We start from the raw sequence: 14,633 nt of genomic DNA, 5'->3' as shown, positions 1-14,633 counted from the left end.
TCCGGCCTCCGGACCTCACTGGCCCGGAGGCCCTACGCGGATTTGCTTGCAAGCCGCAAACGCACATCCTACATCTTAACGACATCTATTCGGGAGACCTCCATGGCCATGCTCGCCTCTGATATCGAAGCCCTGATCCGCGTGGGCTTTCCGGACGCCAAGATCACCGTCATGGGCGATGACGGTCAGCATTTTTCTGCCGAGGTGATCGACGAGAGCTTTCGCGGCATGTCCCGTGTGGCCCAGCAACGCGCCGTGAATGCGACGCTCAAGGAAAAGATCGACAGCGGCGAGCTGCACGCCCTCGCCCTGATGACCAAAGCGCCCGGCTAATTCCATGCTCTTTGCACGTCTCCCAAGCCTCTTGCTGCTGACGCCCTTCGTGCTGGTGTTCCTCTATGCGGCATGGCACGAATACAACCGCTTCAAACGCGACGGTGCATCTTCCTACGGTTTGAGTTACGATCCCGAAACCAATAGCACCTACGTGACCGCGCTGGCGGATGAAGAGGATCACTTCGACCTCGAAGATTTCAACCCAGACGACACACAAGACCCGGTCCAAACCGCTTCGGCCCCTGCCGAGGCAGACCCCAAGGAACAGGACAAGACATCATGACCGACGCAAAAACCCAGATCGACGAAATTGTCAAAGCCAACGACGTGGTGCTCTACATGAAAGGCACCAAGGAAATGCCGCAATGCGGCTTCTCCTCGCGCGTCGCGGGCGTGCTCAACTTCATGGGCGTGGATTATACTGACGTGAACGTGCTCGCAGACGAAGGCATCCGCCAAGGGATCAAGGATTATTCCGACTGGCCGACCATCCCCCAGCTCTACGTGAAGGGTGAGTTCGTGGGCGGCTGTGACATCATCACTGAAATGACCCTCTCGGGCGAGTTGGATACGTTGTTCGAAGAAAACGGCGTCGCCTACAACAAGGAAGCCGCCGACAAGATCCGCGAAGCCAACGCCTGATCCTGTCGCCGTAGGGTGGGCTTCACCCCACCATCCGAAACAGAAAAGGCCGATCCGCAAGGATCGGCCTTTTTTCATGTTGTCTCAATACCTTATCAGCCGACCTTTTCTTCGACCGTATCGGCAAGCGACTCGGCCCGCGCGGCCAGTTCGGCAAGCGTATCGGTGACCTCCGGCGGGATCACAGCCACCTCAACCTTCTCCGGCCCGGCATCCTTCAAGCCCTGCAACTCGCCCTGCACCTGCGCCAGTTGCGCCTCGACCTCGCGCAGCTTGTCCTCAAGCCCCGCCGTCTTATCGGCAAGCATCAGCCCCGCCATCAATAGCATCCGCGGTTCGGGAATGCGGCCGATCTGGCTCGTGAGCACCTGCGCTTCGTCATCAAGCAATTTGGCCGCCGCCTGCAGGAAATGCTGCTCCCCGTCCTGACACGCAACCTCGAAGGTCCGGCCACCGATATGGATTTCCACTTCGGGCATCATGCACCTCCTTCTGCGGCTTGGTCTTTCTCCGCCTGCACCAGCATCGGGCGCAGCGTCGCGTTGACCGCCTTCATCTCGGCAAGTTCCGTCTCGCGCATCGCTTTGAGATCGGCAAGCTCGGCCTCGAGCGCCTGATTGACCAGCGTCGCATCCGACAACTCCGCCTTCATCGCATCGCGCATCATCTGGTTCGACGCCCGGAGCATCCGGCTGGTGCGACGCATCCGGCGCAACCGACCGGCAAGCTGATTGAGAATATCGCGGCTCTCTTCAAGATCGACCGACACCTGCGCAGGCTCGGCGGCTTGGCTGGCCGTCGCTTCGACCTCTGCACACTTGGCCTCAGCGGCCTCCGCCGTGGCCTTGGCGCTTTCGGCCTCATCCGTAGCACGCCGCGCTTCGGCCTTGGCGGTTTCAAGCGCCGTCTCCAGCGCCTCACGCTCCACCGTCAGCGCCTCGACCCGCGCCTCAAGCTCGACCACCCGGTCTTTCTCTGCGGCAAGCGCGTCTTGTGCCTCGCCGAGGGCCGCGCTGTCGCTTTCGCTGCTCGCCGCCTCTGCGCCCGACGCCGTCTTCAGCCCCTCAAGACCGCGCCCGATGCGATCCATCGCGGCGCTGATCCGGCTTTCAAGGTCACTGATCTCACTCATCGGCCCCTCTCCTTGGTTCGAACCGTTATCGCCGGTCCCGTCTGCTTCTTTGCTCCTCCAGTGCCCAATCCGTCACACGAATCGCCTTTTGCCCGGAGTTTTCACGAGTTTATCCAATGAATGTGCAAATTGCTTCCCCCATTGCCCGCCCCACGCCACGCACATGCTTGATAATTGGTCGTGGGCTGGTATTGAGCACCCACAAACAGACCCACCAGTCAAAGGACCTGCCCCGTGGATATCGCTGCCCTTCGCGCAAAGAACCCCGACCACTGGATGAAAGCTGCCGCGATCCGCGCGCTGACGCTTGACGCCGTGGCCGCCGCCAATTCCGGTCATTCCGGCATGCCCATGGGCATGGCCGATGTCGCCACCGTCCTGTTCGAGAACCACCTGAAGTTCGACGCTTCGGCCCCCAAATGGCCCGACCGTGACCGCTTCATCCTCTCTGCCGGTCATGGCTCGATGCTGATCTATTCGCTCCTGCACCTCGTCGGTGATGCGCAGGTCACACTCGACCAGATCAAGAACTTCCGCCAACTTGGCGCGCTGACCGCCGGTCACCCCGAGAACTTCCTGCTCGACGCGGTCGAGACGACCACCGGGCCGCTCGGCCAGGGTATCTCCAACGCTGTCGGCTTCGCCATCGCCGAGGAAATCCAACGCGCCCAATACGGCAAAAAGCTGGTCGATCACCACACCTACGCGATCGCCGGCGACGGCTGCCTCATGGAAGGCATCAGCCAGGAAGCCATCGGCCTCGCCGGTCGCCTTTCGCTGGGCAAGCTGATCGTCTTCTGGGACAACAACAACATCACCATCGACGGCACGGTCGAGCTTTCGGACCGCACCAACCAGGTGCAGCGGTTCAAGGCGTCCGGCTGGCATGTGCAGGAAATCGACGGCCACGACCCGGAGGCCATCGACGCCGCCATCACCGCCGCCAAAAAATCGCGCAAGCCCTCGATGATCGCCTGCAAGACCCATATCGCCCTCGGCCACGCGGCTCAGGACACGTCCAAGGGCCACGGCGCCCTGACCGACGCGGACCAACTCAAGGCCGCAAAAGAGGTCTATGGCTGGAACCACGGCCCGTTCGAAGTCCCCGCCGATGTCAAATCGCAATGGGAAGCCATCGGTGCCCGTGGCGCAGAGGAGCGCGCCGCATGGGAAGCCCGCCTCGCCGAGGTCGGCTCCGCCAAGCGCAACCGTTTTGAGCGCGCCTATGCGGGCGACGCCCCCAAGAAACTCTCGGCCACCATCAAGGCCTTGAAGAAACAGATCGCCGAAGAGGCGCCCTCCGTGGCGACCCGCAAATCGTCTGAGATGGTGCTCAAGGCGGTGAACCCGATCATGCCCGAAACCGTGGGCGGCTCGGCGGACCTTACCGGCTCCAACAATACCAAGACCGAAGACCTCGGTATCTTTGACGTGGATAACCGCAAGGGCCGCTACATCTACTATGGCATCCGCGAACACGGCATGGCGGCGGCGATGAACGGCATGGCGCTGCACGGCGGCATCCGCCCCTATGGCGGCACCTTCTTCTGCTTCACCGATTATGCCCGCCCGGCCATGCGCCTCGCGGCTCTGATGAAAACCCCGACGGTCTTTGTGATGACCCACGATTCCATCGGTGTTGGCGAAGACGGACCCACCCACCAGCCGGTCGAACACCTCGCCATCTGTCGCGCCACGCCGAACACCTATGTGTTCCGCCCCGCCGACACCGCCGAGACCGCCGAGGCTTGGGAAATCGCCCTGACCTCCAAGGACACGCCCTCGGTCCTCGCGCTCACACGCCAGAACCTGCCGACCGTGCGCACTGAGGCCAAGAACACCAACCTGACCGAGAAAGGCGCCTACGTGCTGGCCGAGGCGGAAGGCAAGCGTCAGGCCATCCTGATCGCGACCGGCTCTGAGGTTTCCGTCGCCATGGACGCCAAGGCCAAGCTCGAAGCCGAAGGCATCGGCACCCGCGTCGTCTCCATGCCCTGTATGGAGCTCTTCGCCGAACAAGACGAAGCCTATCGCCGCAAGGTGCTGCCCGCAGGCGCCGCTGTCCGCGTCGGCATCGAGGCCGCCGCGCGTCAGGGCTGGGATCAATGGCTGCTCGGTGAGCGCGCCAAGCCCGGCAAATCCGATTTCGTCGGCATGGACCGCTTCGGCGCCTCTGCCCCGGCCGGTCAACTGTTCGAGAAGTTCGGCATCACCGCCGACAACGTCGTGGCCAAGGTCAAAACCCTGCTCGGCTAATCTCGACGCCATAGAAACACAAAAGCCGCCGGTCTCTCCCGGCGGCTTTTTCTTTGCTTCAAGAGACGCGCAGACGCACGCCCCCTCGCCCTTACTGGATCATCGCCGCCATAAGCGCTGGCACGCCAAGCATTCCGCCAACGATGATTGCGACCGAAAGTCCGAGTCCTTTGAACATGGTGATTTCTGCTCCTGTGCACGTGTTCGCAGACATTTAGGTAGAGCGCCCCCTCGTGCCGTCCATACCCCGAAATGTCAAAAATCACCCGGTGCAGACCTAGCCAGAGATCGCCGCACGTACAGCCGCCTCATTGGCTTCTTTGCCCCAACCGAACACCGCCACGAACGGATGCCCTTCGCGCACCCCGCGCGTGACGTTGATCCCCGACATCTTGGCTTTCTGTTGGCCAGCCTCAAAGGCATAGGCCATTCCGTTTTCACAGGTCATGCTGGTGTAGCCAGACTTGGTGCTTTGGCCTTCGCAGTCGCCCCATGTAGGGCCGGTCAGGTTGAATTTCGCACTGCCATTCATATGGCCGATCAACTCCCCGCGAAGAAGCTGCTGCTCCTCGCCTGCCGCCTCGATGAGCAACATGGCTGGCAGGGTCACTTCGAACATACCGGTCATCTTGCCGTCATTTTGGTTCGCCGCAACGATGACCGGAACTTCGCAGCCTCCAAGCAGCGCCACCAGCGCCATACCTGAAACAAACTTCTTCATTCAAAATCTCCTTTGGCCTCTATATCAATCTGCGGCATCGCCCATATCGAACACCGCCTCATAGGGATCTTGTAAGCCCTTGTCCAAGCGATTTCGAAGGCGCTCGCCAGAGCATAAATCTCAATGCGCCTCTTTCTTCCCGCCAAACACCGCGCCCCAAATTGGCGCGATGACCTTGGTGGCGACAGGAATAAGCACGAAGCCAAGCGCGAGGCCGAACACCCCGTCCATCGCCGCCTTCGCGGACCACTCCACAAGCCCCTCCCACGCCGCAGGCACCATATGCGCCACGGCATAGGCCCAGTCGTGGATATGATGCCCGAGCCAGCCATAGCCCAGCTCTTCTAGCCCGTGCACGATAATCGCGCCGCCGACCCAGAGCATCGCCGCCGTGCCGACAATCGTCAGGAATTTCATGAACTTCGGCATCGCCCGTACAAGGCCCCGCCCAAAGGCCTGCGTCAGGCCAAGCCGTCCATTCTGCGCCATGAAAAGCCCCACATCGTCCATTTTGACGATAAGCGCGACCGAGCCATAGACCGCCACCGTGATCCCGACCCCGGCCACCGCCAGCGTCGCCGCCTCCATCCAAAAGGTGCTTTCGGGAATGGCCGAAAGAATGATCGTCATGATCTCGGCCGAGAGGATGAAATCTGTCTTGATCGCACCCGCCGCCTTGCGTTCCTCAAGGTGCAATGGATCGCCCGGCGCATCCTCCTTGAACACCGCATGATCGTCATGCGGCACAAGCACGTGATAGATCTTCTCCGCCCCCTCGAAACAAAGATACGCGCCGCCAAGCATCAACAAAGGCGCGATGAGCCACGGTGCGAAATTCGACAGAAGCAGCGCCGCCGGAAGCAGGATCAAGAGCTTGTTGCGGATCGATCCGCGCGCGATCTTCCAGATGATCGGCAGTTCCCGCGCCGGTGCGAACCCGTGGAGATATTTCGGCGTCACTGCCGCATCGTCGATCACCGCGCCTGCCGCTTTGGCCCCGGCCTTGGCCGCCTGCGCCGCCACATCATCCACCGATGCCGCTGCAACCTTGGCAATCCCTGCCACATCATCGAGCAAGGCCAGCAATCCACTCATCCGAAATACTCCCGTTGAAACCGCTCTTTGCACCCTACCCGATCCGACGCGCCAAACAAGCATACCCAAAGGGTCCACGACGGGGAAAAACCGACCGCCTTCCCCCGTCACCTTGCATGAGACCGTGCGCTGCCTTCATCCGCACCATCGGGGCCGCGCCACAGACGCAATACCGACGTGATACCGACGTGATACAGACCCCGAGTCCGCCCTGCCCCACGGCCTTCACATTTGCCGTGATTCGAATGTGAAAACGCCCCGCACCGATAAGATGCGAGGCGTTGCAGAAATCCTGTGCGGCGTCTGGATCAGGCGAAACGAGCCTTCAGCGCTTCGTTGACATCGGGCGAGACGAATTTCGAAACGTCCCCACCAAGCCGCGCGATCTCTTTGACGAGCTTGGAGGCGATCGCCTGATGCTTGGCCTCGGCCATAAGGAACACCGTCTCAACCGAAGAGTCGAGCGCCCGGTTCATGCCAACCATTTGGAATTCATATTCAAAATCGGCCACAGCCCGAAGCCCACGCACGATCACCTGGGCCCCGACATCATGGGCGCAATCGATCAAAAGGTTCTCGAACGGATGCGCGACAATCTCGGTGCCGGTCTCTTTCGAGAGCGCGGCGCATTCCGCCTCGACCATGGCAACGCGCTCTTCAAGCGTGAACAGCGGCCCCTTGTCACGGTTGATCGCAACCCCGATGACCAGCTTGTCCACCAAGAGACAGGCCCGGCGAATAATGTCGATATGACCCATTGTGATCGGGTCAAACGTGCCCGGATAAAGACCAACGCGCATGGATTGTCTCCGCTTTTCAGTGGCTTCCGCGGCACGCAACATTATTGCGCCCAGAAATGCAAGCCCTCATTGGTCGCACCCGTAGTCTTACGGGGTATGTACCGCTCTGGGATTGGGCCTCAATGGCCCATGATCATCCCCTCAAGAGCGTCTTTCTCCATCGCAAGCTCCGTTAAGCGGGCCTTAACCACATCTCCGATACTGATGAAACCGACCATAACGCCGGCATCGACCACCGGCATGTGACGGAACCGTTTCTCGGTCATCGTCGCAAGCACCGCATCGGCCTTTTCGCCAAGGCCGCAAGTGATGATATTGCGCGACATGATCTCTTCGACCTTGATCTCAAGGCACACAGAGCCGCGCCGCGCCACCTCGCGCACGATATCGCGCTCGGAACAGATGCCGTCGGCGGTGTCGCCTGTGGAAGAAATGACCAATGTGCCGATCCGTTTTTCATCAAGAAGCTTTGCCGCTTCCGCAACCGTCATGGACGGTGGCACCGTGACAACGCCTTGATCGCCTTTGTGTTTCAGGATCTGATGGACCAGCATATTCATTCCTCCATAAGAATATTGCGTAAATCCAATGGTCGTCGCAATTTTTTCACCTGTCAAGCTTCGCTCTCAAGCCGCGCGACCTCTGCGCGAATTCCCTCGCAAAGCGCTTCGGCAAAACGGTTCATCCGCTCAAGCCGCCGATCATCCGCATGCCGGATCAGGTAGAAACTCCGCGTCAGGCTGACCGCCTCCGGCAAGACCTTCACCATGCCGCGCGCCGAAGGTAAGGCGAAGTCATGTACGATCCCGATCCCATGCCCGCCCCGGACCCAGTTGAACTGAACAGAGGCCGAGTTCGACGCAAGCCGCACCCGCTCCACCCCGGTCTCGTTGAGATAGTCGAGCTCCTTGTCGAAAATCATATCCGGGATATAGCCGACCACCATATGTTCACGCAGGTCTTCAAGGCTCTCGATCGGTGGGGCATTGCGCAGATACCAACGCGCCGCCGCAAGGTGCAGCGCGTAGTCGGTGATCTTCTGCACCGTGAGCTTGCCTGCGCTTGGCGGGCTTACGGCGACGACAAGATCGGCCTCACGCTTGGATAGGTTGACGACCCGCGGCAACGCCACGATCTGAATTTCAAGGTCTGGATTGCTCCGCGCGATCTCGGCACAGACCTGCGGCAAGAGGTAGTTCGCCGCCCCGTCCGGCGCCCCGATGCGGATCTGTCCCGAAAGCCCCCCGCTCGTCCCGGCCATCTCCTGCGTCGCTTCTTCGAGCGACTGCTCGATCCGCACCGCATGCACCAAGAGCCGCTGCCCGGCATCTGTCATGGCATAGCCCGAGGGTGATTTGACAAAAAGCGGCGCACCCATATCCGTCTCGAGCCGCGCCACCCGCCGCCCTACTGTCGCCGGATCCACCTTGAGCCGCCGACCCGCCGCAGAAAGGCTTTCTTCACGCGCCACAGCCAGAAACACCCGAAGATCGTCCCATTGTGGTGCCATGCTGCCCTCCTGCATTCTCGCAAAGCTGTTTTGAGATGTTGGCTCTTTTAAAGGTATTCTTGCAAGTCTAATCTGCCCCGGAACGCTTTGGAGGAGATCCCATGCAAGAACTGACCCATTTCATCAACGGCAAGCACGTCAAAGGCACGTCCGGCCGTTTCGCAGATGTCTACAACCCCGCCACCGGCGAAGTGCAGGCCAAGGTGCCGCTCGCGACCGTGGACGAGATGAACGCCGCCATCGCCGCTGCCGAAGCCGCTCAGCCCGCTTGGGCCGCGACCAACCCGCAGCGCCGCGCCCGCGTCATGATGAAGTTCGCCGCTCTGATCGAAGAGCACATGGACGAGCTGTCCGAGCTGGTAAGCCGCGAACACGGCAAGACCCTGCCCGACGGGCGTGGCGATGTGCAGCGCGGCCTCGAGGTGATCGAGGTCTGCATGGGCGCGCCGAACCTGCTCAAGGGCGAATACATGAACGATGGTGGCCCCGGCATCGACCTCTACGCCATGCGCCAGCCGCTCGGCGTTGTCGCGGGCATCACCCCGTTCAACTTCCCGGCCATGATCCCGCTCTGGAAGATGGGCCCCGCGCTTGCCTCCGGCAACGCGATGATCCTGAAACCCTCCGAGCGCTGCCCCTCGACCTCGCTGCGCCTTGCCGAACTTATCAAAGAAGCGGGCCTGCCCGATGGTGTGCTTCAGGTTGTCAACGGCGACAAAGAAGCCGTGGACACGATCCTCGACAACGAGACGATCCAGGCCGTGGGCTTTGTCGGCTCGACTCCGATCGCCCAGTATATCTATGGCCGCGCCTGCACCAACGGCAAACGCGCCCAATGCTTCGGCGGTGCCAAGAACCACATGATCATCATGCCCGACGCGGACATGGACAAAGCCGCTGACGCGCTCGTGGGCGCGGGCTTTGGTGCGGCTGGCGAACGCTGCATGGCGATCTCTGTGGCCGTGCCGGTTGGCGAGAAGACCGCCGACGCCCTTATCGAACGCCTCGTGCCGCGTATCGAGAAACTCAAGGTTGGCCCCTATACTGCTGGCGCCGACGTGGATTACGGCCCGGTCATCACCCCGCAAGCCAAGGACCGCATCAACGGCCTCGTCTCGAGCGGTGTCGACCAAGGCGCGACGCTTGTCGTCGACGGCCGTGACTTCTCGATGCAGGGCTACGAGGACGGCTTCTTTGTCGGCCCGAGCCTCTTTGACAACGTCACCAAGGACATGGACATCTACAAGGAAGAGATCTTTGGCCCGGTCCTGTCGACCGTGCGCACCGAGAGCTATGAAGAAGCGCTCGATCTCGTGATGACCAACCAATACGGCAACGGCACCTCGATCTTTACCGCAGATGGCGACACCGCACGCGACTTTGCCACCAAGGTCAATGTCGGCATGGTCGGCATCAACTTCCCGATCCCGGTGCCGCTGAGCTACTTCACCTTCGGCGGCTGGAAGAAATCGGCCTTTGGCGATCTCAACCAATACGGCCCCGACGCCTTCCGCTTCTACACCAAGACCAAGACCGTCACCGCGCGCTGGTTCTCGGGCATCAAAGAAGGCGGAGAGTTCCACTTCAAGCAGATGGACTGATCTCCCTGCGACAGTCACCCAAGAGAGGCCGGACATCGTTCCGGCCTCTTTCGCGTTTATGCCACAGGCCCCGACCGCCCGCGGCGCTTGAAACGATCCCACATTCCTGCTCAACTCCTTCCAAGACCACTCGGGAGGGCCGCCATGTCACCGCAGGGACCGGATTTCACCATCGGCGTGGAAGAGGAATACCTCCTTATCGACAAGGACAGCCTCGACCTCGCGGCCGCACCGGACGGGCTGATGGAGGCCTGCAAGGCCGAGCTTGAAGGCCAGGTCAGCCCCGAGTTCCTCAACTGCCAGATCGAAATCGGCACGGCCGTCTGTCGCAACGTGGCCGAGGCCCGCGAAGACCTCAAGCGCCTGCGCTCGACCGTGGCGCGGGTGGCGGGCAAGTATAACCTCGCCCCGATCGCCGCCTCTTGCCATCCGTTCTCGGACTGGCGCAACCAACATCACACCGACAAGCAACGCTACAACGAGCTGCGCGACGACCTCGCAGGTGTGGTGCGGCGTATGCTGATCTGCGGCATGCATGTCCATGTCGGCATCGACGGCCCGGACCAACGCATCGACCTGATGAACCAGCTCAAGTATTTCCTGCCGCATCTGCTTGCGCTGAGCTGTTCCTCGCCGTTCTGGCAAGGCGAGGATACGGGCCTGAGTTGTTATCGTCTGACGGTGTTTGACAACCTGCCTCGCACCGGCCTGCCGCCGCGCGTCGAGGGCTGGGGCGAATATGAACGCTCGGTTGAGGCGATGAAAACCGTGGGCGTGATCGAGGACGCCTCCAAGATCTGGTGGGATCTGCGCCCCTCCTCTCGCTTTCCAACCATCGAGAGCCGGGTTTGCGATGTGTCGCCCCGCCTTGAAACCGCACTAACCCTTGCCGCATTGACCCAAGCCCTGACCCGGATGCTCTGGCGCCTCGCGATCAAGAACCAACGCTGGCGCCTCTATGATAATTTTCTCATCTCCGAGAACCGCTGGCGTGCACAGCGATATGGCATTTCATCCGGCCTGATCGACTGGGGCCGCCGCGAAATCGTTTCCTTCGAAGAACTCGCAGAAGAATTCATCGCGCTTCTACATGAAGACGCCGACACCCTCGGCTGCCTGCGCGAAATCGAGAACACCCGCACCATCGTCGCCACCGGCAATAGCGCCGATCAACAACGCGCGGTCTACCGAGATGCGATCCAGGCCGAATATACCCATGAAGAGGCATTGCGCGCCGTGGTCAAACACCTGACCGAAGAATACCACGCAGATTTGTAGGAGGTCCGGGCATATTCGCCAGCCTGTTTTGCATTTTTGCGCACTGACACCACGCTTACGGCACTGTATAATTTAACAGTCGTTCAATTTCGCGTTTTGGGAGGAACCCGATGGATTTTGCACTGAGTGAAGAGCAAACCCTGATCTTTGATATGGCCAAGGGCTTTGGCGAAGAACACATCGCCCCCAACGCCCAGAAATGGGAGGCCGAAGGCACGATCCCGAAAGAGCTCTGGCCGCAGATTGCCGAGCTTGGCCTTGGCGGCATTTACGTCAGCGAGGAGTACGGCGGCTCCGGCCTGTCGCGCCTCGACGCGACCCTCGTCTTTGAGGCGCTCGCCATGTCCTGCCCCTCTGTCGGCTCCTTCCTGTCGATCCACAATATGTGCGGCGGCATGATCGACAAATTCGGCAGCGAAGAAACCAAGCAGAAATGGCTTCCAGACCTCTGCACCATGTCCAAGGTCTTCTCCTACTGCCTGACCGAACCCGGCTCCGGTTCCGACGCGGCCGCGCTCAAGACCCGCGCCGCCAAAACCAATGACGGCTATGTGCTGAATGGCACCAAGGCGTTTATCTCCGGCGGCGGCTACTCCGATGCTTATGTCATCATGGTGCGCACCGGCGATGACGGCCCCAAGGGCATCTCGACCGTGGTTGTCGAAGACGGTTCCGATGGCCTGAGCTTTGGCGGGCTTGAGAACAAGATGGGCTGGCGCTCGCAACCGACCGCGCAGGTGCAGTTCGACGATTGTAAAGTTCCGCATGACAACCTCATCGGCGAGGAAGGCAAAGGCTTCTCCTACGCGATGGCCGGTCTCGACGGGGGCCGCCTCAACATCGCCGCCTCTGCGCTTGGTGGTGCGCAGAACGCCCTCGACCTGACGATGCAATACATGGCCGAGCGCAAGGCCTTCGGCAAACCCATCAATCAGTTCCAGGCCCTGCAATTCCGCCTCGCCGAGTTCGAGACCAAACTGCAAGCCGCGCGCGTCTTCCTGCGTCAGGCCGCATGGAAGCTCGACAACAAATCCCACGACGCAACCAAGTTCTGCGCCATGGCCAAGCTCATGGTGACCGATGTCGCCTTCGAAGTGGCAAATGGCTGTCTGCAACTGCACGGCGGTTATGGCTACCTTGCGGATTACGGGGTCGAGAAGATCGTGCGCGATCTGCGCGTCCACCAGATTCTCGAAGGCACAAATGAGATCATGCGCCTGATCGTATCGCGCCAAATGATCGCCGATGCGGCCTGATTCCGCATTTCGCACCGACGCAATACCGACGTGATACCGACGCGTTACAGATAGGGGTTTTCCCATGGGCGATATCAACATTCGCAAGGTCGGAAAGACCGGCCGCATCACCTTTACCCGCCCCAAGGCGCTCAACGCGATGAGCTACGAGATGTGCATCGCCATCGAAGACGCGCTCGATGCGTGGTCCGATGACGATCAGGTCAAGATGCTGGTGATTGACGCCGAAGGCGAGAAGGCCTTTTGCGCAGGCGGCGACATCGCTGAACTGTACGAAACAGGGAAAGCCGAAAATTTCGCATTTGGACAGAAATTCTGGGCTGACGAGTACAGAATGAACGCCAAGATGTTCGAATTTTGCAAGCCAGTGGCAAGCTTCATGCAGGGCTTCACAATGGGCGGCGGCGTCGGTGTCGGCTGCCACGCGTCGCACCGTGTGGTTGGCGAGTCGAGCCAGATCGCCATGCCTGAATGCGGCATTGGCCTCGTGCCGGATGTCGGCGGTTCCTACATCCTCGCTCATGCGCCGGGCCGTCTTGGCGAGTATCTCGGCCTCACCGCCTCACGCCTCGCCGCCGGAGACGCCATCCTCGCGGGCTTCGCAGACTACTATATCCACGAGAAGAACTGGCCGGAACTCATTGCAAAACTTGAAGAAACTGGCGACTGGACATTGATTGACGCCGCTGCGGAACCGGTGCCTGAGGCGGCGCTCGCCACACAAGAAGACGAGATCAACGCCTTCTTCGGCGGCGAGGCACTGCCCGATATTGTCAACGCCCTGAAGGCCAGCAAAAGCGCCTTCGCAGAAGCCGCGCTCAAGAAGCTCTCCCGCAACTCGCCCCTCGCCATGGGGTGCACGCTCGAGATCATCCACCGTGTACGCGGCACCGAGACACTCCGCCCGGCCCTCGAACAAGAATACCGCTTTACCTATCGCGCGATGCAAAACGGCGATTTCCTTGAAGGAATCCGCGCCCAGATCATCGACAAGGACAGAAACCCAAGCTGGAAACACGCGCTTTCCGCGCTCCCGGCCACCGCCGTGAGCCAGATGTTGATGCCTTTGGGAGAGGCAAAACTCACATTCGAAAAGGGAGACTAAGCCATGAAGATCGGATTTATTGGACTTGGCAACATGGGCGGTCCTATGGCCGCAAACCTCGCCAAAGCCGGGCATGAGGTCACGGGGTTCGATATGGCCGAGGTGACTGTTGAGGGCGTCACCATGGCGGCCTCCGGACCCGACGCCGCCAAGGGTGCCGACGTGGTGATCACCATGCTCCCCAACGGCCAAATCCTGCGCAGCGTTGCGGCAGAACTGATCCCCGCGATGGATAAAGGCGCGGCACTTGTTGATTGCTCGACCGTAGATGTCGAGAGCGCCCGTGCTGTGGCAGAACAGGCCGAGGCCGCGGGTCTTCTGGCCGTGGACGCCCCCGTGTCTGGCGGTGTTGGCGGTGCAGCCGGCGGCACGCTCACCTTCATGGCCGGCGGCAGCGACGCCGCATTTGCCAAGGCCGAGCCCCTCTTTGACATCATGGGCCAGAAGGCCGTGCATTGCGGCGAAGCAGGTGCCGGGCAGGCCGCGAAAATCTGCAACAACATGATCCTTGGTGTGACCATGATCGCCACCTGCGAAGCCTTTGCGCTCGCCGACAAGCTTGGTCTTGATCGTCAGAAGATGTTCGACGTGGTGTCGACCTCTTCGGGCTATTCCTGGACCATGAATGCCTATTGCCCAGCCCCGGGTGTTGGTCCGCAATCGCCCTCGGACAACGACTACAAGCCCGGTTTTGCGGCCGACCTGATGCTCAAGGACCTGCGCCTTTCACAACAGGCCGCTGAGGCCGCTGACGCAGACACCCCGATGGGTCAGATGGCGCGCGACCTCTATGCCAAGTTCGTGGAAAACGAAGATGGGGCCGGAATGGATTTCTCGGCCATGCTACCCCGCTTTGAGAAACGCGGGCGCGGCTAAAGACGTAAGGCCCCGCCCGTCTTGC

The 14,633-nt window shown here is 60.9% G+C and carries 17 protein-coding genes; 9 read left to right on the top strand and 8 right to left on the bottom strand.

Going from position 1 to position 14,633, the window contains the following annotated elements; all coding sequences use genetic code 11:
• Positions 1-102 precede the first annotated feature (102 nt).
• Genes R1W01_RS12320 through grxD form a run of 3 tightly spaced genes read left to right on the top strand, consistent with a single transcriptional unit; the run spans position 103 to position 978 of the window.
• Complete coding sequence (locus R1W01_RS12320) at positions 103-333, top strand: BolA family protein (RefSeq protein ID WP_243613024.1); 231 nt, start codon at positions 103-105, stop codon at positions 331-333.
• Between the two features lie 4 nt (positions 334-337).
• Positions 338-619 carry a hypothetical protein gene (locus tag R1W01_RS12315; RefSeq protein WP_243613025.1) on the top strand — a complete coding sequence of 94 codons (282 nt, stop codon included), beginning with the start codon at positions 338-340 and terminating at the stop codon, positions 617-619.
• Positions 616-978, top strand: coding sequence for a Grx4 family monothiol glutaredoxin (gene grxD, locus R1W01_RS12310; protein WP_243613026.1), 363 nt, complete (start codon positions 616-618; stop codon positions 976-978). Before R1W01_RS12315 ends, grxD begins: the two co-directional genes overlap by 4 nt.
• Positions 979-1,073: 95 nt before the next feature.
• Here the strand turns inward: grxD and R1W01_RS12305 are convergent, their stop codons facing one another.
• Both R1W01_RS12305 and R1W01_RS12300 read right to left on the bottom strand, forming a co-directional pair.
• Positions 1,074-1,457: a cell division protein ZapA gene (locus tag R1W01_RS12305; protein WP_243613027.1), complete on the bottom strand. Its 384-nt coding sequence runs from the start codon at positions 1,455-1,457 to the stop codon at positions 1,074-1,076.
• A complete protein-coding gene (locus tag R1W01_RS12300) occupies positions 1,457-2,110 on the bottom strand; it encodes a hypothetical protein (RefSeq protein WP_317275240.1) in 654 nt (217 codons plus the stop codon). Before R1W01_RS12300 ends, R1W01_RS12305 begins: the two co-directional genes overlap by 1 nt.
• A 234-nt stretch (positions 2,111-2,344) precedes the next feature.
• On the opposite strand from R1W01_RS12300, the gene tkt reads away from it, so the two are divergent.
• Complete coding sequence (gene tkt, locus R1W01_RS12295; protein ID WP_297757002.1) at positions 2,345-4,366, top strand: transketolase; 2,022 nt, start codon at positions 2,345-2,347, stop codon at positions 4,364-4,366.
• Between the two features lie 91 nt (positions 4,367-4,457).
• On the opposite strand, the gene R1W01_RS12290 is transcribed toward tkt, so the two are convergent.
• The 6 genes from R1W01_RS12290 to R1W01_RS12265 form a co-directional block, all read right to left on the bottom strand.
• Complete coding sequence (locus R1W01_RS12290; RefSeq protein ID WP_279391774.1) at positions 4,458-4,580, bottom strand: hypothetical protein; 123 nt, start codon at positions 4,578-4,580, stop codon at positions 4,458-4,460.
• Positions 4,581-4,643: 63 nt separating this feature from the next.
• Positions 4,644-5,087 carry a hypothetical protein gene (locus R1W01_RS12285; RefSeq protein ID WP_243613030.1) on the bottom strand — a complete coding sequence of 148 codons (444 nt, stop codon included), beginning with the start codon at positions 5,085-5,087 and terminating at the stop codon, positions 4,644-4,646.
• A gap of 120 nt (positions 5,088-5,207) precedes the next feature.
• Positions 5,208-6,182 (bottom strand): DUF808 domain-containing protein, encoded by a 975-nt coding sequence (locus R1W01_RS12280; RefSeq protein WP_243613031.1) that lies wholly within the window; start codon positions 6,180-6,182, stop codon positions 5,208-5,210.
• A gap of 308 nt (positions 6,183-6,490) precedes the next feature.
• Positions 6,491-6,982, bottom strand: coding sequence for a pantetheine-phosphate adenylyltransferase (gene coaD / locus R1W01_RS12275; protein WP_243613032.1), 492 nt, complete (start codon positions 6,980-6,982; stop codon positions 6,491-6,493).
• A 119-nt stretch (positions 6,983-7,101) separates the two neighbouring features.
• Positions 7,102-7,536 carry a CBS domain-containing protein gene (locus R1W01_RS12270; RefSeq protein WP_297756996.1) on the bottom strand — a complete coding sequence of 145 codons (435 nt, stop codon included), beginning with the start codon at positions 7,534-7,536 and terminating at the stop codon, positions 7,102-7,104.
• 59 nt (positions 7,537-7,595) lie between these two features.
• The gene (locus R1W01_RS12265) at positions 7,596-8,492 is read right to left on the bottom strand and encodes a LysR family transcriptional regulator (protein WP_297756994.1); all 897 of its coding nucleotides are present in this window, start codon (positions 8,490-8,492) and stop codon (positions 7,596-7,598) included.
• A 101-nt stretch (positions 8,493-8,593) separates the two neighbouring features.
• On the opposite strand from R1W01_RS12265, the gene R1W01_RS12260 reads away from it, so the two are divergent.
• The 5 genes from R1W01_RS12260 to mmsB all read left to right on the top strand — a co-directional run bounded on the left by R1W01_RS12260 (position 8,594) and on the right by mmsB (position 14,608).
• Positions 8,594-10,093, top strand: coding sequence for a CoA-acylating methylmalonate-semialdehyde dehydrogenase (locus tag R1W01_RS12260; protein ID WP_243613035.1), 1,500 nt, complete (start codon positions 8,594-8,596; stop codon positions 10,091-10,093).
• A gap of 144 nt (positions 10,094-10,237) precedes the next feature.
• Positions 10,238-11,371, top strand: a complete 1,134-nt coding sequence (locus R1W01_RS12255; protein WP_297756991.1) for a carboxylate-amine ligase — start codon at positions 10,238-10,240, stop codon at positions 11,369-11,371.
• 110 nt (positions 11,372-11,481) lie between these two features.
• The gene (locus tag R1W01_RS12250; protein ID WP_297756988.1) at positions 11,482-12,627 is read left to right on the top strand and encodes an acyl-CoA dehydrogenase family protein; all 1,146 of its coding nucleotides are present in this window, start codon (positions 11,482-11,484) and stop codon (positions 12,625-12,627) included.
• Between the two features lie 64 nt (positions 12,628-12,691).
• Positions 12,692-13,732, top strand: coding sequence for an enoyl-CoA hydratase/isomerase family protein (locus R1W01_RS12245; protein WP_297756986.1), 1,041 nt, complete (start codon positions 12,692-12,694; stop codon positions 13,730-13,732).
• Between the two features lie 3 nt (positions 13,733-13,735).
• On the top strand, positions 13,736-14,608 hold the full coding sequence (gene mmsB / locus R1W01_RS12240; protein WP_243613039.1) for a 3-hydroxyisobutyrate dehydrogenase: 873 nt from the start codon (positions 13,736-13,738) through the stop codon (positions 14,606-14,608).
• The last annotated feature ends 25 nt before the right edge of the window (positions 14,609-14,633 follow it).

Origin of the sequence: Shimia sp. FJ5 (assembly GCF_032918335.1) — a bacterium.
GTDB classification, from domain to species: Bacteria; Pseudomonadota; Alphaproteobacteria; order Rhodobacterales; family Rhodobacteraceae; genus Shimia; species Shimia aestuarii_A.
Note: the sequence above shows the minus strand (reverse complement) of the source record. Positions and strands in the feature narration are given on the sequence as shown.